The sequence below is a fragment of the Rhodobacter flavimaris genome (assembly GCF_021378075.1).
GTDB lineage: Bacteria > Pseudomonadota > Alphaproteobacteria > Rhodobacterales > Rhodobacteraceae > Rhodobacter > Rhodobacter flavimaris.
Genome location: NZ_JAJUOS010000007.1, coordinates 192,250 through 210,099, shown reverse-complemented (window position 1 = coordinate 210,099; position 17,850 = coordinate 192,250). Strand labels below are relative to the sequence as shown.

17 protein-coding genes and 1 pseudogene are annotated in these 17,850 nt (G+C 62.5%); 5 read left to right on the top strand and 13 right to left on the bottom strand.

The window, feature by feature from the left end; genetic code table 11:
- A pseudogene (locus LZA78_RS11095) lies at window positions 1-296 on the top strand (bifunctional methylenetetrahydrofolate dehydrogenase/methenyltetrahydrofolate cyclohydrolase); the annotation flags it as partial.
- A gap of 291 nt (window positions 297-587) precedes the next feature.
- Entirely contained in the window at window positions 588-1,244 is a 657-nt protein-coding gene (locus LZA78_RS11090; protein ID WP_233676992.1) for a LytTR family DNA-binding domain-containing protein, read from the top strand.
- A 2-nt stretch (window positions 1,245-1,246) separates the two neighbouring features.
- Here the strand turns inward: LZA78_RS11090 and LZA78_RS11085 are convergent, their stop codons facing one another.
- The gene (locus LZA78_RS11085) at window positions 1,247-2,557 is read right to left on the bottom strand and encodes a DUF8689 domain-containing protein (RefSeq protein WP_233676991.1); all 1,311 of its coding nucleotides are present in this window, start codon (window positions 2,555-2,557) and stop codon (window positions 1,247-1,249) included.
- A 139-nt stretch (window positions 2,558-2,696) separates the two neighbouring features.
- On the opposite strand from LZA78_RS11085, the gene LZA78_RS11080 reads away from it, so the two are divergent.
- Window positions 2,697-4,388, top strand: coding sequence for a hypothetical protein (locus tag LZA78_RS11080; protein WP_233676990.1), 1,692 nt, complete (start codon window positions 2,697-2,699; stop codon window positions 4,386-4,388).
- Here LZA78_RS11080 and LZA78_RS11075 read toward each other — a convergent pair.
- The 12 genes from LZA78_RS11075 to LZA78_RS11020 form a co-directional block, all read right to left on the bottom strand.
- On the bottom strand, window positions 4,374-4,877 hold the full coding sequence (locus LZA78_RS11075; protein ID WP_233676989.1) for a prepilin peptidase: 504 nt from the start codon (window positions 4,875-4,877) through the stop codon (window positions 4,374-4,376). The two genes, LZA78_RS11080 and LZA78_RS11075, sit on opposite strands and share 15 nt — an antisense overlap.
- Window positions 4,878-4,881: 4 nt before the next feature.
- Entirely contained in the window at window positions 4,882-5,730 is an 849-nt protein-coding gene (locus LZA78_RS11070) for a tetratricopeptide repeat protein (protein WP_233676988.1), read from the bottom strand.
- Between the two features lie 25 nt (window positions 5,731-5,755).
- The gene (locus tag LZA78_RS11065; RefSeq protein WP_233676987.1) at window positions 5,756-6,337 is read right to left on the bottom strand and encodes a tetratricopeptide repeat protein; all 582 of its coding nucleotides are present in this window, start codon (window positions 6,335-6,337) and stop codon (window positions 5,756-5,758) included.
- Complete coding sequence (locus tag LZA78_RS11060; protein ID WP_233676986.1) at window positions 6,334-7,362, bottom strand: type II secretion system F family protein; 1,029 nt, start codon at window positions 7,360-7,362, stop codon at window positions 6,334-6,336. The genes LZA78_RS11065 and LZA78_RS11060 overlap by 4 nt, the downstream gene beginning before the upstream one ends.
- An 8-nt stretch (window positions 7,363-7,370) precedes the next feature.
- Window positions 7,371-8,339, bottom strand: coding sequence for a type II secretion system F family protein (locus tag LZA78_RS11055; RefSeq protein ID WP_233676985.1), 969 nt, complete (start codon window positions 8,337-8,339; stop codon window positions 7,371-7,373).
- 11 nt (window positions 8,340-8,350) lie between these two features.
- A complete protein-coding gene (locus LZA78_RS11050) occupies window positions 8,351-9,817 on the bottom strand; it encodes a TadA family conjugal transfer-associated ATPase (protein WP_233676984.1) in 1,467 nt (488 codons plus the stop codon).
- 21 nt (window positions 9,818-9,838) lie between these two features.
- Window positions 9,839-11,098, bottom strand: coding sequence for a CpaE/TadZ family protein (locus tag LZA78_RS11045; RefSeq protein WP_233676983.1), 1,260 nt, complete (start codon window positions 11,096-11,098; stop codon window positions 9,839-9,841).
- A gap of 253 nt (window positions 11,099-11,351) precedes the next feature.
- On the bottom strand, window positions 11,352-12,014 hold the full coding sequence (locus tag LZA78_RS11040; RefSeq protein ID WP_438811072.1) for an OmpA family protein: 663 nt from the start codon (window positions 12,012-12,014) through the stop codon (window positions 11,352-11,354).
- A gap of 9 nt (window positions 12,015-12,023) precedes the next feature.
- Entirely contained in the window at window positions 12,024-13,451 is a 1,428-nt protein-coding gene (locus LZA78_RS11035; protein ID WP_233677005.1) for a type II and III secretion system protein family protein, read from the bottom strand.
- A 191-nt stretch (window positions 13,452-13,642) separates the two neighbouring features.
- Window positions 13,643-14,512: a Flp pilus assembly protein CpaB gene (cpaB, locus tag LZA78_RS11030; protein ID WP_233676981.1), complete on the bottom strand. Its 870-nt coding sequence runs from the start codon at window positions 14,510-14,512 to the stop codon at window positions 13,643-13,645.
- A gap of 84 nt (window positions 14,513-14,596) precedes the next feature.
- Window positions 14,597-14,806, bottom strand: a complete 210-nt coding sequence (locus LZA78_RS11025; protein WP_233676980.1) for a hypothetical protein — start codon at window positions 14,804-14,806, stop codon at window positions 14,597-14,599.
- Between the two features lie 205 nt (window positions 14,807-15,011).
- Window positions 15,012-15,203: a hypothetical protein gene (locus LZA78_RS11020; protein WP_233676979.1), complete on the bottom strand. Its 192-nt coding sequence runs from the start codon at window positions 15,201-15,203 to the stop codon at window positions 15,012-15,014.
- Window positions 15,204-15,608: 405 nt separating this feature from the next.
- On the opposite strand from LZA78_RS11020, the gene LZA78_RS11015 reads away from it, so the two are divergent.
- Window positions 15,609-16,415 (top strand): lytic transglycosylase domain-containing protein, encoded by an 807-nt coding sequence (locus LZA78_RS11015; protein WP_233676978.1) that lies wholly within the window; start codon window positions 15,609-15,611, stop codon window positions 16,413-16,415.
- A gap of 2 nt (window positions 16,416-16,417) precedes the next feature.
- On the top strand, window positions 16,418-17,848 hold the full coding sequence (locus tag LZA78_RS11010) for a UbiA family prenyltransferase (protein ID WP_233676977.1): 1,431 nt from the start codon (window positions 16,418-16,420) through the stop codon (window positions 17,846-17,848).
- The last annotated feature ends 2 nt before the right edge of the window (window positions 17,849-17,850 follow it).

The window sequence follows — 17,850 nt, the reverse complement described above, 5'->3', positions numbered from 1 at the left end:
TGTGCCGTGGCGCCGATATTCTGGTCGCCGCCGTGGGTCGCCCCGAGATGATCCCGGGCGACTGGGTCAAGCCGGGCGCGACGGTGATCGACGTGGGCATCAACCGCATCGAGCGCGACGGCAAGACCAAGCTCGTGGGCGACGTGGATTTCGCCTCGGCGGCCGAGGTCGCGGGCGCGATCACCCCTGTTCCGGGCGGTGTCGGGCCGATGACCATCGCCTGCCTGCTGGCCAACACGCTCACCGCCTGCTGCCGCGCCAATGGCCTGCCAGAGCCCGAAGGTTTGACCGCCTGATCAAGGATTTACCTTTGCCGGTGGGCAGAAAGCCACAGCGCACGCAAAATTTGACAACAATCGTAGGTTGACCTGACGTTTGCCGCTTTGCGGCATTGCGCGAGAATTCCGGGTTGGATAGCAAACCCGAATGTGTCGTGCAGTTTGGGTCGGGTTATGACCTCGTGGATGTTCTTGTATAAGCGGGCGCTGTGCTCACCGGCCTTTCCGGTCGTTTGGGTGGCGCTTTCGGTTTTCGGGGTGGTGAGCGGTCCTTTCGGGACGGGGACGGCGCTGTCAATCGGCGCCAGAATGGTCTTTTGGCCGCTCATTGTCGCTATCGGGATTCTGGTCGGCGTCGCGATCCGGCTTTACGTGACTCGCCAGCTTGGTGTCCGCGCCGTCTGGCGTGTGGCGTTGAATATCGCGGGGGTCGCGACTTTTGTTCTGACGCCGCTCGCATGGGCCTTGCAGTCCTGGCTAACGGATGAACCGGGCGCCGCGCCGCTGCAGCCAGCGCTGATCGCAATCTATGTCTTCGTGGCCTCGCTGACCACGACCGCGCTCCGCCATGCGTTTCGTTTGCGCCCAAAGCGCCGGGTGGCCTCTGCGCCGCCTGCTCCGCCACCAGCTGAGGACGTTCCCGAACCGCCGCGCCTGTTGCAGCGCCTTACCCCCGAGCAGCACGCGCCCATCGTGCGGATGCAGGTGCGCGATCACTATGTTGACGTGGTTACTGAGGCGGGCACGCACAGCCTGCTGATGCGCTTCGCCGATGCGATCAGCGAGGTCGGGGAAACCGATGGGCTACGCGTGCACCGCTCGCATTGGGTGGCGGGAACGGCGGTTCGATCCGTGCGGCGTGACAAGGGGCGACTGCGCCTTGTCACGCAAGACGGGGCAGACGTGCCCGTCTCGAAAACCTATCAGGACGAGGTGACCGAACGCTGGGGCGAGGCGGCCGAGTAGCCCTAGTGGACGATTGCTTCCTCGCGCACGAACATGTTCGACCAGGCGCGGTCGATCAGCTCGGGCGTCATCTGGTAGGGAATGCCCTCGAACTCGCAAATGGCGATCATCTGATCGACCAGGAACACCGGTTGATAGTTCGCGTAGATATTGTCGATTGTGGGGTATTTCACCTTCAGAAGGTGCAGAAGGGAAGTCTCGTCCAGCGGCATCCGCTTCTTCTTGGCCACCAGCGAGAAGATCTTGAGGAAATCGGCCTGGTTCGGGCCGTCGATCTTGATCTTGAAGAAGATCCGGCGCAGTGCCGCCTTGTCGAAGATCTCGTTGGGGTGGAAGTTGGTCGAGAAGATCACGAGCGTGTCGAAGGGGACCTCGAACTTCTCGCCCGATTGCAGTGCAAGGATATCGCGGCTTTCTTCCAGCGGAACGATCCAGCGGTTGACCAGTTTCTGCGGCGGCTCGGCCTGGCGACCAAGGTCGTCCACGATGAAGACGCCGCCCGAGGATTTGAGCTGCAAGGGCGCGGTATAGGTGCGTGCCGTGGGGTTGTAGGTCAGGTCGAGCATGTCGAGCGACAATTCACCCCCCGTAATCACAGTGGGGCGATCGCATAGAACGTAGCGCGTGTCGAACCGGTTCGACGAGCGGCGCAGCGAGTTCGGATCCTCGACCGATTCGGTCGCGGCGGCATGAACGATAGGGTCATAGACGGTGATCACCTGGCCCGCATATTCGATGGCGCGCGGAATGTAGATCTTGTCGCCAAGAGCGTCGCGGATACCGTTCGAGATCGAGGACTTACCGTTGCCGGGCGGGCCATACATCAGGATCGAACGCCCCGAGGACACCGCCGGACCAAGCTGGTCGATCAGCGTCGGCGGCAGGATCAGGTGCCCCATGGCGCCCGTCAGTTGATCGCGGGTCAGCTGGATGTTGCGAATCGACTGGCGCTTGATCTGTTCGCGATACATTTCGAGCGGCACCGGCAGGGCACCATAATATTCCGACTGCGACAGCGCGTCGAGCGCGCGGGCCTTGCCCGAGTCGGTCAGCTGAAAGCCCATCTCATTGCCCGAGTTGGCGTGCAGCGTACCAGTGGCCTCTACCAGTCGCTGGCTGCGGCACATGTCGATCAGTTCCTGCGTCAGCGTCGGCGGCAGACAGATCTGGCGCGAGATCAGCGTGACCGTATCGGTATTGGTGCGGAACATCGTCTTGAGCAGCATGTCGCGCATCATGACCGGGTTCAGGCCGGTCTCCTGCAGCGATTTGGGCGGCACCGGGGCTACGACATTCGAAGCCATCATATTCATTCGCGTCTCCGTATGCTGCGGTCCTGACTTTGCCGCTCAGTGGCCCCATCGAGGGCGCAATTGTCCCCTAATGGGATTCACTCGGGCAGGATGCGCGGTTAATGTGGCCAAAAATGGGAAAAAACGCGGAGAGGCTGGGATGTCGGGTGTGAAACAGGCGTCGTTGAAACGGCTGGCGCTGATCGTGGGCGCGGTCGCGCTGGCCCTGACGATCCTGCCTGTCATGAAGGGCGCGCTGGTGCTGCGCATGCATGAGGGTGACGCGCTTCACCTGAGCGATATCGTGCTGCGCATGGCGATGCTGGATCAGGTGCCGCATCTCGATTTCATGACCCCTATCGGTATTCTGGCGGTCTGGCCGATCGCCTTCTTTGCCAAGCTCGGGTTCGGGCTAGGCCATGCGTTCTTCGCCGCGCAGGCGCTGGTGGCGGCGGTGCTGTTCGGGCCGGTGCTTTGGGTGGCGCGGTCGCGCTTTCCGCGGGATCTCGCGCTGCTTTATGCGTTGTACGTCATGCTCTTGTGCCTGTCGCTGGTGCATGGCGAGGCGAAGGTGCTGACTTCGGTCTCAATGCATTACAACCGTTGGGCCTGGGCTTTGGCCTATATCGCGCTGCCGCTGGCGATCATGCAGCCTCTGGGGCGCGGACGGTCGCTGCCTGAGGGCGCGCTGATCGGGTTTGCGATGGCGGGCTTGGTGCTGATCAAGGTGACCTATTTCGCGGCGCTCTTGCCCGCGATCCTTGCGGGGCTGGTGCTGCGCCGCGCCTGGGGATCGCTTGTGGCAGGGCTGCTTGCCGGGCTGGCGGTGGCGGCGCTTGTGACGCTGGCGTTCGGCATTGACTTCTGGCTAGCCTATATGCGCGATCTTCTGGCCGTTGCGACGTCGGAAACGCGCTCGCAGCCGGGTCTGTCTTTCCAGGAAAACGCCACCGCACCGCCTTACCTGCTGGCAAGCCTCGCTGCACTTGGGCTTGTGGTGCTGCTGCGCCAGGCGGGTCGGATGACCGAGGGGCTGGCGATGCTGCTTCTGCTGCCCGGTGTGATCTATATTACCTATCAGAACTGGGGCAACGATCCGCAATGGCTCGTTCTGGCGGGTCTCATGGCTTTCGCCCTGCGCCCCACCGACGGGCGCACCAACGCGCTTGGCTGGCAGCTGGGCGGAGCGTTGGCGATTTGCGGGGTCGTGCTGCTCAGCCTCGCCTCGCCTTCGGCGTTCAACCTCATGGCCAGTCCGATCGCGGCGATCAAGGCCAAGCCGCATGGCGAGGTGCCGATGGTGCGCAAGCGCAGCGTCGATGACGATTTGCTAGTCGATCCCGACCGGCTGGTGGGCGTGCGGCTGGCCATTCGCGGCGATGCGCCCGGTCAACCCTACGAGGCCTATGCCGAGATGGCGAAGGCCAAGCCCGCGCCGGACGAGGATGACGAGGACCAGCAGGATGACGAACCTGTCCTGCTTAACGGCGAGGAACTGCCCGCCTGCGAGGTCAACTCGGGCCATTATGCCGTGTTCGACCTGATGGCCAAGGACCTGACGGCGGCGGGATATGCCGGGCAGTCGATCCTGGTGGGGGATCTGTTCACCTCGCTCTGGCTTTTTGGCGATTTCAAAGCGGTCGAGGGGGCGGCGCCCTGGTATTACTCGGGCACGCCGGGGGTGGCCGCGGCCGATCACATCGTGCTCCTGCAATGCGCTTTCGCGCGCGACCGTCGCAATGCGATGATCAAGGCGCTGGCCGAGGATGGCTGGCAGCTTGAGGAAGAGCGCCGCACCGAGACCTATATCCTACTGCGCCCCATCAAGGACCAGCCCTCAGGCGACGGCTGAGACCAGCGCGAGATAGGCCCAGAGCGTCCCGGCAAGCGCAAGCCCCAGGGGGAAGTCCTTGCGAGTCCAGCTGACCCATTCGGGCGCCATGGCGCGAATGGCCGGGATCGCGCGCATCAGGCGGTGCGTGGCGAAGGCGGCCAACAAGAAGGCCGCCAGCAGGAAGATCATCAGCTGGATATGCGCGGGCGCGGCCGAAAAGAACGGCGCGGCGGCGGCGGCGAATTTCGCGTCGCCTGCGCCGAAATGGGCGATCATGTTCAGCACGAAGCCGATCACCAGCACCACGCCGAAATGCACCCACCGCCAGGCCCATTCGTCCAGCGGCAGCACGAAGGGGCCGACCACGGCGAAGACCGCCAGAAGCGCCGCAACCGAGGTATTGCGGATCTTCATGTATTTCAGGTCGGTATAGCAGACCCAGGCGCAGATCGGCGTCACCGCGATCAGCAGGACAAGCGCCGCCGCGCCCGGGCTGAGGCCAAGCATCCGCTTACCCCTTCGCGTCGAGCGCGGCGAGTGCGCGGGCTGCTTCGTCGAAATGCTGCGGATGGGTGTCGATCGCGTCCTGCAACAGGCCCTTGCCGATTGTGACATCGCCCTGCTTGATTGCCGAAAGCGCGGCGGTGTAAAGCAACTGCGCGCGCTCAGTCTGGGTCATCTGGATGACCGGCATCTCATATTTGCGCTGCGCGGCGCGGGCCAGAACCAGGTTGTTCTTGGTGGTGAAATTGCCCGGATCGTAGGTCAGCGCCTCGGCAAACAGCTTCTCGGCCTCTTTTGAGTCACCGCGCGTCAGCTTGGAAAAGCCCCAGTTGTTCAGCACGCCTGAGGGTTTCGTCGTCAGGCCCGCGGCGATGTCATAAAAGGTATCGGCCTTTTTCCAGTCCTTCTTGGAATCGGCCACCATCGCCTCAAGCTTGTAGCGATCGAAGGTCTCATGCGTCGGCGGGATCGAGTTCAGCGTGGCCTCGGCCTCGGTCCACTGGCCCGCGCGGATCTGCGCATCGGCCATATCGACCTTGTCGTCAAAGGTTGAACCCGGCATCGCCACGACATCTGCCCAGACCTTCGTCGCCTCGGTATGGCGCCCCGCCCGCACGAGCGATTTCGCAAGGCCACGGCGCAGGTCGATCCGGTCGGGGTTCTCGGCCGAGGAACGCTGGAAATAGGCCACGGCCTCTTTCGGGTCGCCCACGGTCAGCATGATGTCCGACAGGTTCGCACCGTCGATGGCGTTGACGCTTTTCAGCGCCTCTTCGACCTCCGCGTCGCTATTGTTCGAGCAGGCAGAGAGTGCGACGAGCCCGGCAAGGGCAGCGCAAAGAATCGGATGGCGCATATTGGAGTGCGTCCTCTTGATGGTCTTATTGCTGGGTCAGCAGGAGAAATTCACCCACTCCCCGCCGGACCAGCGTGAAAGTTTTTTCCTCGGCCTCAGGATAGTCAGGTTTGTCCATCTTTGCGAGAGCGAGCCTAAGGTTATCGCGGATCGCGTCAGATTCGCCACTGTCGAGCGCATAGGCGGTCTGGAAGACGCGGGCGGCCTCGGCGACCTGGTTTTGCTCCATCAAGACCACACCCAGGTTGTTCCAGGCAGGCACGAAGGTTTCATCAACCTCGATGGCGCGGCGCAGGATCTGTTCGGCCTGGCCAAGGCGCCCGAGCTTGAGATTGGTCGAGCCAATGGCGGAGAGCACATCGACCGTCGCGCCCTGCTTGGCGGCGGCGCGGTAATAGGCCTTGAGGGCAAGCTCGTATTCGCCCGCCTCGACCAGGCGGTGGCCGACAATCAGGCCATCCACGCCATCGCCGCGGGCGGTGCCGGGGGCGTAAGGGCCCCCATCAGAACCCGAAAGGCCGCCGCCGCCGAAACCGGACGAGCAGGCGGCCAACAGGGCCAGTGAGAAGGCCACGCCGAGGCGGCCACACAGCTTTTTTGGGATCATGGTCCAATTTTGATCATCTTGAAGTTCTCGATCATATCATGGACCGAGGGACCGACAAGGATGATCAGGAGGGGCGGAACCGTGAACAGCATGGTGCCAAGCGTCATCTTGGTAGGCACCTTGTTCGCCGCTTCTTCGGCGCGCATGATGCGCTTGTCGCGCATGTCGGCAGCATAGAGGCGCAGGGCCTCGGCGATCGAGGTGCCGAACTGTTGCGACTGGATCATGACGGTGACGAAGCTCTGCACGTCGGGTACGCCGGCACGCTCGCCGAAGGCGCGCAGCACGGTCGCCTTGTCCTTACCGGCCTTGATCTCATGCGCGATGACCTCGAATTCCTGCGAGATCGCCGGGTAAGAGGTGCCAAGTTCCTTCGACACGCGGATGATGCCTTGGTCGAGCGACTGACCGGCCTCGACGCAGACAAGCAGCATGTCGAGCGCATCCGGGAAGCCGTTCTGGATTTCCTGCGAGCGGGCCGAGACGCGCTGGTTCACCCAACGCTTGGGCGCATAGTAGCCGAACACACCCGGCATCAGGATCGCGACCAGCATCTTGGTCATCGGCAGGGCTTCTTCATTGGTCGAGTTATGGATGACCACGTAGAGCGCGCCGAGGAACATCAGCGTCAGGCCCATCGCAAACTGGATCGCGTGGAAGGTGCGCACGATGTTGCGGCCGCGATAGCCTGCGCGCTCCAGCCATTTGCGCGATTCGGACATCTCGTCCTTGCTTTTCGGTTCGAGGAACCCTGCAAAGCGATCGAGCTTGTCGGTGCCGGCGTTGTAGCGCAGCCCCTTGCCCGGCTTGCCCTTGGCCGGCGCTCCACCACCCGCACCCGCGGCGGCAACAGCGGCCTCGGCACCCTTGGCGGCACGCAGCTTGTCGAGCGGGTCGATCTGCTTGCGCAGCAGGATCGGCAGCACGGCAAGGATCAGCAGCATCGCCACGCCAGCCAGTGCAATCACCGGCCCCAGGGGCCCCAGCTTGTCGGTCAGCAGCTCGAATATCTTGTTCTGGTCCATGGTGCGCCTCAGACCTTGATCGTGGTCATGATTTTCATGAAGAGGACGTTCAGCCCGAGCAGCACGAAGACGAGCAGTGCCATCGGCATGAACGCCGGGGTCGGCTTGACGGTGTCATAATAGTCGGGCGAAACGATTTGGATGATGATCAGCACGACGACCGGGAAGGCCGACAGGAAGATGCCGGACCAGCGCGGTTCGGCGGTAATGGCACGCACCCGGCGGAACAGGCGGAAGCGCGAGCGGATCACCTTGGCCAGACCTTCAAGCACCTCGGCGAGGTTGCCGCCCGAGGTCTGTTGGATCGACACGGCCACGGCCAGGAAGCGCAAGTCCTGCATATCCATGCGCTCGGCCATTTCGCGCAGCGATTCCGCGACGTTGCGGCCATAGGCGGCCTCGTCCGCGATGATGCCGAATTCGGACCCCATCGGATCGGGGATTTCGCGCGCCACGGCCTGAATCGCCGACGAGAACGGGTGACCCACGCGCAGCGAGCGCACCATCAACTCGACGGCGTCGGGCAGTTGCTCTTCGGCCAGCGAGGTGCGCTTGCGTGCCTTCGACGAGATCCAGAAATAGACGCCGCCCACACCCATCAGCAGCGACAGCGCAACCCGCACTGGCATGCCCGCCTGCGTGGCGATGGAGAGGCCGCCGAAGGCCACCATGCAGACCAGCGCCATCACACCGATCAGCGCCTTGGGCGAGAAGGCGATATTGGCTTTCTGCGCCTTGTTGGCGAGGATCGAATAAAGCGGGATCGAGCGCACCTGCATATGCTGGGTGGCTTCCTTGCGCAGCATCTCGAGCACTTCCTCGCGCCGGGTGCCTTTTTCCAGCATCTCGAGGCGACGGTTGACTCGGTTGTTGAGCGAGATCGACTTGCCGAAGGCCAGCAGGTAGATGCCCTCGACGATCAGGATGACCGCCAGGAAAATCAGGCCGTAGATGATCGGGGTAGAGGAGATGATCATTTGCAGCCCTCTCAGTCTTGCACGGGTTCGTAGATGGCCGCCGGCAGGTCATAGCCCCACTGGCGGAAACGGTCGGCAAAGTGCGAGCGCACGCCGGTCGCGGTGAAGCGGCCGATGATCTTGCCGTCGGGCGCAAGGCCGAGGCGCTCATACTTGAAGATTTCCTGCATCGAGATGACCTCGCCTTCCATCCCGGTAATCTCGGTGATCGACACCATGCGGCGCGAGCCGTCCTGCAGACGCGATGCCTGCACGATCAGGTTCACAGCCGAGGCGATCTGCGAGCGCACAGCCTTGATCGGCATCTCGATCCCCGCCATGGCGATCATGTTTTCCAGACGCGAGACACCATCGCGCGCCGAGTTCGCGTGGATCGTGGTCATCGAACCGTCGTGGCCGGTGTTCATGGCCTGAAGCATATCGATGACTTCCTCGCCGCGCGTTTCGCCGACGATGATGCGGTCGGGGCGCATCCGCAGGGCGTTGCGCAAACAGTCGCGCTGCGTGACGGCACCCTTGCCCTCGACGTTTGCCGGGCGGCTTTCCATCCGGCCGACGTGGGTCTGCTGCAGCTGAAGTTCCGCCGTGTCCTCGATCGTCAGGATGCGTTCGGAGTTGTCGATGAAGGACGACAGCGCGTTCAGCGTGGTCGTCTTACCCGAACCCGTCCCGCCTGAGACGATGACGTTGAGGCGCGTTGCAACGGCAGCCTGAAGGTAGGCGGCCATTTCCTCGGTGAAGGCGCCGAACTTGACGAGATCGTCGATGCCCAGCTTGTCCTTCTTGAATTTTCGGATCGAGACGAGCGAGCCATCGACCGCGATCGGCGGCACCATCGCGTTGAAACGCGAGCCGTCGGCTAGACGGGCGTCCACATAGGGGTTCGATTCATCGACGCGCCGGCCCACGGCCGAAACGATCTTGTCGATGATCCGCAGCAGGTGCTTCTCGTCCTTGAAGGTGATGTCGGACAGGTGCAGCTTGCCGCCGCGTTCGACGAAGATCTGCTGCGGGCCGTTCACGAGGATATCCGAGACGGTCTCGTCCTTGAGCAGCGGCTCAAGCGGGCCGAGGCCCATGACCTCGTCGTAAAGCTCCTGGTTGACCTGCGCACGCTCCGTTGCGCTCAGCGCCACGGCCATTTCGGTCATCGCCTCGCTGGCGATGGCGGCGATTTCGGCCTTCAGGTCGGCCTCGGTCGCGCGTTCCAGCGCGGCGAGGTTGAGGTTTTCAAGCAGGCGCTTGTGCAGTTCGACGCGCAGGTCGCTCAGGCGTTCCTTGCGCTTCTTTTCCTTGTCGGCGGCGATGACATCCGCCGGGGTGCCGGGCTGGCCGGTCGTCGGACGGCGCTGGACAAAAGAACGCGAGGGCTCTGCCGGGGAAGCCGAGGGAACCGGGGCAGGGGCGCGCGGCTCGCCCGCGGGCGGCGGCGGCGCGTTATTCGGCCCGGGTGTCGTCTTCTTGTAGCGCGAGAACATTGCGACCTCTTATCTCAACGATTACGCCTGCGCGGCCTCGAGCGAGCGGTTCAGCTCGGCGATGGACTGTGCAAGTTTCTGAATTTCCTTGCGCAGGGGCAGCTTTCCCGCCGTGCTGGCCAGCGGCACGCCATGGTCATTCGACTGCGTGACCTGCTTGCCGCCATCCGACAGCTGCACCTCGATCGAGATGTCCAGGCTTTCGGCCAGACGCTTGACGCGCGCCTTGCCGGTCAGGTCGGTAAACTTCGGCGCCCGGTTCAGAACATAGCGCAGCTTCTCGACCGGGAGGCTCTCGGACTTCAGCGCGCGGATCATGCGCAGCGTGTTCTGCGCCGAGCGCATATCAAGCTCCATCAGCGCGAAATAGACATGCGCCAGGTTCAGCACCGTCTCGGTCCAGCTAACCACGGTGGAGGGCATGTCGATCACGACGAAGTCGAAGTTCTGGCGGGCCAGCTCGACGATGCGCGTGATGTCCTCGCCGCTGACGATATCCAAGGGCAGCATGTCCGCCGGGGCGGTCAGGACGTGCAGGCGGTCCTCGAAGGTGACGAGCGACTGCATGAAGGTCTCGCCATCGAGATGGGACGCGTCCGAGAGCATCTCGAACACATTCTCGCGGCGTTGCAGGTCGAGATAGGTCGAGGTCGAGCCATATTGGAAATCGAAATCGAGCAAACAGACGCGCGGCGAACCGGCGCCGGATTTCTTGGTCGCCTCGCCCATCGTGGCCAGTTCCCAAGCCAGGTTGACCGCGAAGGTCGTGGCGCCGACGCCGCCCGCCAGACCATGGACCGGCAGCACGACGCCGTCATGGCCGCCCGTGGCGCTCGGCTTGACCGAATCGGCGGTTCCAAGGACGGGCTTCTCGACCTGGCCGAGGCGAATGATCGCCTCATGCAGGGCGCCCGAGGGAAGCGGGTAGGGAACGAAGTCATCCGCGCCAAGGCGCAGAAGCTGGTGCAGCGCGATCGGGCTGACCTCTTCGGCGATCAGGATTACCCGGATGCCCTTGGCCTTTGCCGTCGAGATGATCGAGGAGATCCGGGGGATCTGCGCCTCGTCCTCGGCGTCGATCGCTATGGCGATGAACTCAAGCTTTTGCGCCTCGGGCTGCGAGAAGAACAAGATAGCGTCATCAAAGCTGATATCGCCCCAGTTCTCTCCCAGCTCGACCTCCATGTCCTCAATCAGAAGGTCGAAATTCGAGACATCCCGGGACACCGTGCACGCGACGATCGGCGCGGGTTCGGTATTCAGAAGAGGAGCTGCACTCATTGCCTCTAGTCCTTTACTGCGCGGGCTGCGGTCGACTTCCCAGGAGGGATGACGTGGGATGCCCAGATTCTTACGCAAACCCGGATGCGACTCGCTGGTCGCACCTGTCCTGCTAGAGGTTAAGATCGCGGCCAATCTTGGCGACATTTGGGCCGGATTGTTCCAATTGTGGGGTAATCCGAGACGATGAAAAGCTTTGGGCGGACCCTGTTTCCAAGGTCCGCCCAAAGCTTTTCAATCCTGTCTGGCGAGATTAGCCGCCCGAGCCGGAAACCTTCGGCTGCACCGTTTCCTGAGCCGGAACAGCGCTTCCAACATATTCGCGGAAGATGACCTCGGCATACTTGCCGTGCAGCTCGGACGGTTTGCCCTTGCCCACGAAGCCCGAAACCTCGGTCACCGTGCGGCGGTTCTGCTCGTTCGGCTCTTGGGTAAAGACGAGGGGCTGCGTTTCGCCGTAGGAAACGACCGCCTCGAGGCGCGAGCGCGAGATACCCTGCGACGAGAGATAGGCAACGACCGCCTGCGCGCGGCGCATCCCGAGGCTCTTGTTGTAGCTGTTGGAGCCAACAAGGTCGGTGTGACCGTAAACGCGGAAGCGAATCTCGGGGAACTGACGGATCCAGTCGGCCTGCGTGCGCAGGACCGCCTTCGCGCTTTCGTCGAGCACAGCCGAGTCGAAGGCGAAGTTGACGGTGTTCTGCACGTCGGCGGCGAACTTCTTGGTGAGGCTGATCATGTAGTCGCGCTCGCCCGACATCACCAGCACGTTGTTCATCGTCGCGTCACCGAAACCGCCGGTGTCGTATTCAGACCCCGCCTCGGCGTAGAACCGTTGCGCACCTCCAGCACAGGCGCTGAGCACCAGAACAGTGGCCATGAGCCCCGCAATCCGCATCTTTTTCAAATCCTGCATCTGCATAGCTCACTCCATCACATAGCCGTAGGAGCCCGAGAAGTCCTGCTTGGCCACTTCGGCGGCCGCACCGGTCTTCGGCGTCTTGTCACCGGCAGTCTTGCCGAAGAGGAACAGTTCGGCCTCGGACGGCAGGCGCACACGATCCGTCGGCAGGGCGAATGCCTCACTGCGGGTCGGGCTGACCAGATGCGGGGTGACGATGATCACAAGCTCCGACTGCGCACGATTGTAGTCAGCGGAACGGAACAGCGCGCCCAGAATCGGAACGTCACCAAGCCATGGAACCTGTTCGTTCAGGTCACGGAAGTCATCCTGAAGCAGTCCGGCGATGGCAAAGCTTTCACCGTCGCGCATCTCAACCGTGGTCGAGGTTTCGCGGCGCTTGAACGCGTTGACCGAGAAGCCGCCCGAGGACATCGTCACCGTGCTGTCGATGGCAGAAACCGCTGCGGCGATCTCTAGGTTGATCAGGTCTCCATCGACGACGCGCGGCGTAAAGGCCATCTCGACGCCAAAGGGCTTGTATTCGATCGATACGCCTGTGTCGTCGACGACTGGGATAGGATATTCGCCGCCAGCCAAGAACTTTGCCTGCTGCCCAGACAGAGCGGTCAGGTTCGGTTCTGCGAGGGTGCGCACCAATGCCTTTGATTCGAGAGCTTCAAGCAGAACGGCAAATTCAAGGTTGCCCACGGTGAAGCCGAGACCGAGTGCGCCGATTTTGTTTGCATCGACCGGAAGCACGCCATCGTCGAAAGCGTCGCCAATAGCGTCTGCTGCTGTAAAGTTACCGGTGCCGACAATCGTCCCGGTTTCGGCTGAGCCGCCACCCACAGTGCCTCGAATGCCTAAAGAGGATCCTAGCTCTTTCGCAACCGAACGCTGCATTTCCGCGAAGCGCACCTTCAGCATCACCTGCTGGGTGCCGCCGACCATCATCAGGTTCGATACGCGGTCACCCGCATAGCGACGCGCCAGGTCCAGCGCACGGTCGAGCTTGGTGATCGAGGACACCGTCCCCGAAAGCACGATGCCGTCGTTGGCGGTGCGTACTTCGATCTTCTCGCCGGGGAGGATCTGCTGGAGACGCTCCTTGAATTCGGCGATGTCCGGGGTCACCTGAACCTCGACGTTCGAGATCAGCTTTCCGTCCGGCCCGAGGATCGTCATCGTCGTGCGGCCCGGCACTTTGCCGAGCACATAGATGGTGCGATCCGAAAGCGTGGTAATATCCGCAATGCCGGGGTTCGCGATCGAAAGCTCAGCAAAGGGCTGATCGCTTTCCACCACAACGGCGCGGTTCATGGGAACATTGAGCGGGCTCGACGCCGACCCCGACATGACACGCAAAGTTTCCGCATTGACGGGCGCAAGAATTGCGACGCCAAGTGCGGTCCCCAGCAGGCATGCCTTAACAAAGCTTTTTATATACATTGTGATCCTGCCTCTCCGACCACTCACCACGCACAGGTCTTACCGCCCGTTAGGGTGTGTTGATGTCAAGTTTTCCCAGACCATGCGGCACTTCACGAAATTTTGCAATAATCAACCCATTGCAGGCCGAGATTCATGTGGATTCGTGTGTTTGTGCTGCATGGAACCCACACCAGCAGGGTATTTTTACCTCAGTTGGTGCAGGGAATCGGGGTCTCGACGATTTCGTTGCCGCGACGGGTCTTGACCGTGCAGACCTTGGGCGCATCGACTTTCACCACCTCGGCCTTCTCGATTCCGAGCAGGCTGTTGCGGTCGATCTCGATGGGGCCCGCCGACGCGGTGTTGTTGCGGCCAAGCAGCGACAGCGTCAGCCGCCCGGTCGATTGCGCAAGCGTCAGCGCGGCCACCTGCTCGGGCGTGACTTCTGCGGTGACGGTGCGCGCAATGAGGGTTTCTTCGGTGCGATCAGCATCCGCGCTCTGGTCGATGGCGATCAGGCGCAGGTTCGGATGGATCAGCTTGGTCACCGGCTGGTCGCCGATCGCGCCAGACCAGTAAACGTCCACCAGGTCGCCGGGGCGCAGGAAGCCGGACACACCCGAACTGACATCGACGCGGATCGTGAAGGCGCGCATGTCGGCTGACAGATTCGCGAGGATACCGGCATCGGTGCCAGCGTCGGTGACCTTCTTGGCCAGAAGGGGCTCGTTGGCCTCATAGGTGCGCATTGCAGAGCGTGGGCGAGTCTCGCCATCGACGAACACAGCCGATACGGCCTCGGGGCTGCCCTGCGGTGCCGAGATACGGGTGAAGGCGCCGGCGGGCGTCTTGCCAGCCTGAACCTTGATCACCTCAAGATCGGCGGCCGAGAATCGCTCGCCATACTTGAGCTGTCGCTTGACCACGACGACATCGGCAAGCCTCGGCGCCTTGGCCTGCGCCGCCACAAGGTAATCGCGTTCCTGCTGGAACTGGGCGATCTGCCCCTGCGCCATGTATACTGCAACACCACCCAGACCCACGCCAGCGGCCAGAACAAGTCCAACGATCAGACGCATATTCCAATCCTCTCTTGGTGGGGCGTTCGCTCCGCCCCCGAATATTACTCAGACCGCCGCGCGGCCGACATTGAAGGCCCCGGCTCAGCCGTTGCTGTTTGCCGAGGGAACCTCGACCGAGCCGATAAAGCTGCCGATCGCGTTCCCCAGGATGCCGGTCTGCTTGCCGATCATGCCCCCGAAAACGCCTCCGAGCGCCACGATGGCGGCCGTCAGCACGACCCAGTCGACGGTAACCGCACCGTCTTCGTCGCAGCTCCGGCGGCGTAGGTTCTTCAAGATGACATTGGTCATCACGGTTAACTCCTGCCAAAAGGCGTTCATCAGGGTTGTTTGGTCGGTTCTAAAGGTAATTGAGGGCGAAAATGGGGCGTATATGAGGAAAAGACGGCACAACCCACCGGTCTGTCCTGCCGCTCCGATCATCCGCTTGGCGCATCGGAAATAGAGAAGGCCGCGCTTTTGCGCGGCCTCTCCGTAGGTATTCTCTGCGAGCGAATTACTGGCTCGAGACGGTCTGCGAACCGATGTAGTCGGCGATGTTGGTCGCCAGTTCGCGGGTCTCGGTGCGGATCAGCGAGAGGGCGAAGGCGCCGATGCCGACGATGGCGGCGGTCAGCACGACCCAGTCAACGGTCACAGCGCCGTCTTCTTCGTTGTGGAACTTGCGGGTCAGTTTGAACAGTTTCATAGGTCTCTCCTTGGGTCTGGTTCCTTCCGCGCTACCCTGGAACCACCTCTGAACTTGGTCCGTTGCATCGCGGTATGGGCTTATAAGGCCCCCGGATCGTGGCGGGATTTGGGCGGACTTTTGGTCATTTTGCGAAGTGTTAATCTTCTCGTGATCAACGTGGTAAGTTGTTGATTGGCAAACATAAAAAAATTCAAAAAATACATTCGAACGCTGTTGAATACTGTTGCGTAAACGCGGAATCACCCGCCGAATCGTCGTTATGCGATGCCTTTTTCTGGATTTTGCCGGCAGATTCTTGAATAAATCTCCCAAAGACTTGATTGCAGGCAGGGCAGGGTGGCGCAAATGCGCATCTTAGGGGCAATGACGGTGGCGATTTGCGCGGCTTTTACGGCTGCTCCGATGCATGCCGAAACGGCCCCCGCAGTGGCGCCGCCCCAGATTAACGAGATCAAGCCTAAGCGTGTCGTGCCCCCGGCGCCCGGAACGAAGCGCTTCATCACGATCCAGATCGACCCAGAAGAGCAGCGCCGTGCGCTTGAGGTGGCGGCCGCCAAACCTTTCGTTCCGGTGCGCCGCCCGCCGGTGGGCGATGGGGCTTCGGGCAAGCCTTCTGGACCGACGAATTATTCATGGTTCTGGAATGCCATCTCGCCACGTATCAATGAGCGGGACGGACGCTTTCCGCAGGCGCTGGATGTGCTGAACGCGGGGCCCGACGGGCAATCGGTGCGCGCGCCGCGGCTGGCGCATCTTCAGGATATCGCGCAGCGCCACGGGCAAGATATCCTTGCCGCGACCATCGGCACCGAGGTCTCGCCCGCGCTGGTGCTGGCCGTGATCTCGACCGAATCCGGTGGGCGGGCCGAGGCAGTCTCGAAAGCCGGGGCAGTGGGGCTGATGCAGCTGATTCCCGCGACGGCCAAGCGGTTCAACGTGTCCGACAGCAAGGATCCGATGCAGAACATCCGCGGGGGCGTGGCCTATCTCGACTGGCTGATGAAGGAGTTCGACCGCGATCCGCTGATGGTGATCGCCGCTTATAATGCGGGCGAGAACGCGGTGAAGAATAACGGCGGCGTGCCGCCCTATGCAGAGACGCGCGACTATGTGCCCAAGGTGCTCGCCGCGTGGCAGGTGGCGCGGGGCCTGTGCCTGAGCCCGCCCGAGCTTGTGACTGACGGCTGTGTGTTTGCCGTGAAAGGATAATCATGGCCGATCTGAAGCCGTTGGTGCTGGATATCGACGGCACATTTCTGAAGACCGATCTTTTGTTCGAGGCATTCTGGGCAGGACTTGGTCGCGACCCGATCGCGACGCTCAAGTCGCTGCGGTTCCTGCGCGATCCCGCGCGGCTGAAGGCCGAACTGGCCGAGATTGTGCATCTGCGGCTGGATCTGATGCCGGTCAACCCGGCGGTGGCCGAGCTTGCGCTGCATTCCACCACTGAAGGGCGCGAGGTGATCCTGGCCTCTGCCTCGGATCGGCGGCAGGTGCAGGAACTGGCCGAACACTACGGTCTCTCGGCCAGGGTCTTTGCTTCGGACGGGGTGACCAATCTCAAGGGCGCGCGCAAGGCCGAGGCGCTGGTCGAGGCCTTTGGCGAGGGCGGCTTCGACTACGCCGGCAACGAAGCCACCGATATGGCGATCTGGTCCCATGCCGAGAATGCGCTGGTCGTGGGCGACGTGCCCGCCTCGCGCCGTCTGGCCGAGGAGGGCAAGAATATCGTCAACCTTCCCGGTGGCTGGTCGGGGCGCGCGCTGATCAAGGCGCTGCGACCGCATCAATGGGTAAAGAACATCCTGCTGTTCCTGCCGCTGATCGCCTCGCACCGCTTCGATCTGGCGACCTTCGGGCTGATCCTGCTGGGGATCGTGGCGTTCTCGGCGGCGGCCTCGTCGATCTATATCGTCAACGACCTGCTCGACCTCGAGGCCGACCGGCTGCATCCTGCGAAAAAGCGCCGCCCCTTCGCGCGCGGCGCGGTGCCCATATCGGTGGGCATGGTGACCTGTCTGGGGCTGTCGGTGCTGGCCCTTGGGATCGCGGCGGTGCTGAACCTGTGGTTCCTGGGGGTGATCATCCTGTACATGATCACGTCGCTGGCCTACTCGCTCAAGCTCAAGCGGATGCGGTGGGTGGATATCACGACGCTGGCGGGGCTTTACACGATCCGCGTGGTGGCCGGGGCCGCGGCCGCAAAGGTCGATGTCTCAAGCTACATGCTGATCTTCGTCTTCCCGGTGTTCCTGACGCTCGGCTGCGTCAAGCGTCTGACCGAGTTGACCCTTGCAACTGGCGACGAGCGCCTGCCGGGCCGCGGCTATGGCCGGGCGGACCGGGGCGATCTGCTCAACGTCGCCGGGATCGGCGTCTTCGGCGCGCTTCTGATCTTCTTTCTCTACTCGTTCTCGGATCAGGCGCGGCTGCTTTATCCCGACACATGGCTGCTCTGGGTCGCGCTGATTCCGATCGCCTGGTGGCTGATCCGGATGGTCGCGCTTGGCTGGTATGGTCGGCAGGATTACGACCCGATCGTTTTCGCGCTGCGGGACAAGTTTGGGTTGGGGCTTCTGATGATCACGCTCAGCCTGATGCTGTGGGCTGCGGGCCTCTGGCAGATCTGGTTCGGTGGCTGATC

Coding starts and splice junctions, on each gene's coding strand:
- LZA78_RS11085 (WP_233676991.1), bottom strand. CDS start 2,557: ATGAATATGATGGCTTCGAATGTCGTAGCCCCGGTGCCGCCCAAATCG.
- LZA78_RS11060 (WP_233676986.1), bottom strand. CDS start 7,362: ATGGACCAGAACAAGATATTCGAGCTGCTGACCGACAAGCTGGGGCCC.
- LZA78_RS11070 (WP_233676988.1), bottom strand. CDS start 5,730: ATGCGCCATCCGATTCTTTGCGCTGCCCTTGCCGGGCTCGTCGCACTC.
- LZA78_RS11075 (WP_233676989.1), bottom strand. CDS start 4,877: ATGCTTGGCCTCAGCCCGGGCGCGGCGGCGCTTGTCCTGCTGATCGCG.
- LZA78_RS11090 (WP_233676992.1), top strand. CDS start 588: ATGGTCTTTTGGCCGCTCATTGTCGCTATCGGGATTCTGGTCGGCGTC.
- LZA78_RS11055 (WP_233676985.1), bottom strand. CDS start 8,339: ATGATCATCTCCTCTACCCCGATCATCTACGGCCTGATTTTCCTGGCG.
- LZA78_RS11065 (WP_233676987.1), bottom strand. CDS start 6,337: ATGATCCCAAAAAAGCTGTGTGGCCGCCTCGGCGTGGCCTTCTCACTG.
- cpaB (WP_233676981.1), bottom strand. CDS start 14,512: ATGCGTCTGATCGTTGGACTTGTTCTGGCCGCTGGCGTGGGTCTGGGT.
- LZA78_RS11040 (WP_438811072.1), bottom strand. CDS start 12,014: ATGCAGGATTTGAAAAAGATGCGGATTGCGGGGCTCATGGCCACTGTT.
- LZA78_RS11045 (WP_233676983.1), bottom strand. CDS start 11,098: ATGAGTGCAGCTCCTCTTCTGAATACCGAACCCGCGCCGATCGTCGCG.
- LZA78_RS11025 (WP_233676980.1), bottom strand. CDS start 14,806: ATGACCAATGTCATCTTGAAGAACCTACGCCGCCGGAGCTGCGACGAA.
- LZA78_RS11050 (WP_233676984.1), bottom strand. CDS start 9,817: ATGTTCTCGCGCTACAAGAAGACGACACCCGGGCCGAATAACGCGCCG.
- LZA78_RS11010 (WP_233676977.1), top strand. CDS start 16,418: ATGGCCGATCTGAAGCCGTTGGTGCTGGATATCGACGGCACATTTCTG.
- LZA78_RS11080 (WP_233676990.1), top strand. CDS start 2,697: ATGTCGGGTGTGAAACAGGCGTCGTTGAAACGGCTGGCGCTGATCGTG.
- LZA78_RS11035 (WP_233677005.1), bottom strand. CDS start 13,451: ATGTATATAAAAAGCTTTGTTAAGGCATGCCTGCTGGGGACCGCACTT.
- LZA78_RS11020 (WP_233676979.1), bottom strand. CDS start 15,203: ATGAAACTGTTCAAACTGACCCGCAAGTTCCACAACGAAGAAGACGGC.
- LZA78_RS11015 (WP_233676978.1), top strand. CDS start 15,609: ATGCATGCCGAAACGGCCCCCGCAGTGGCGCCGCCCCAGATTAACGAG.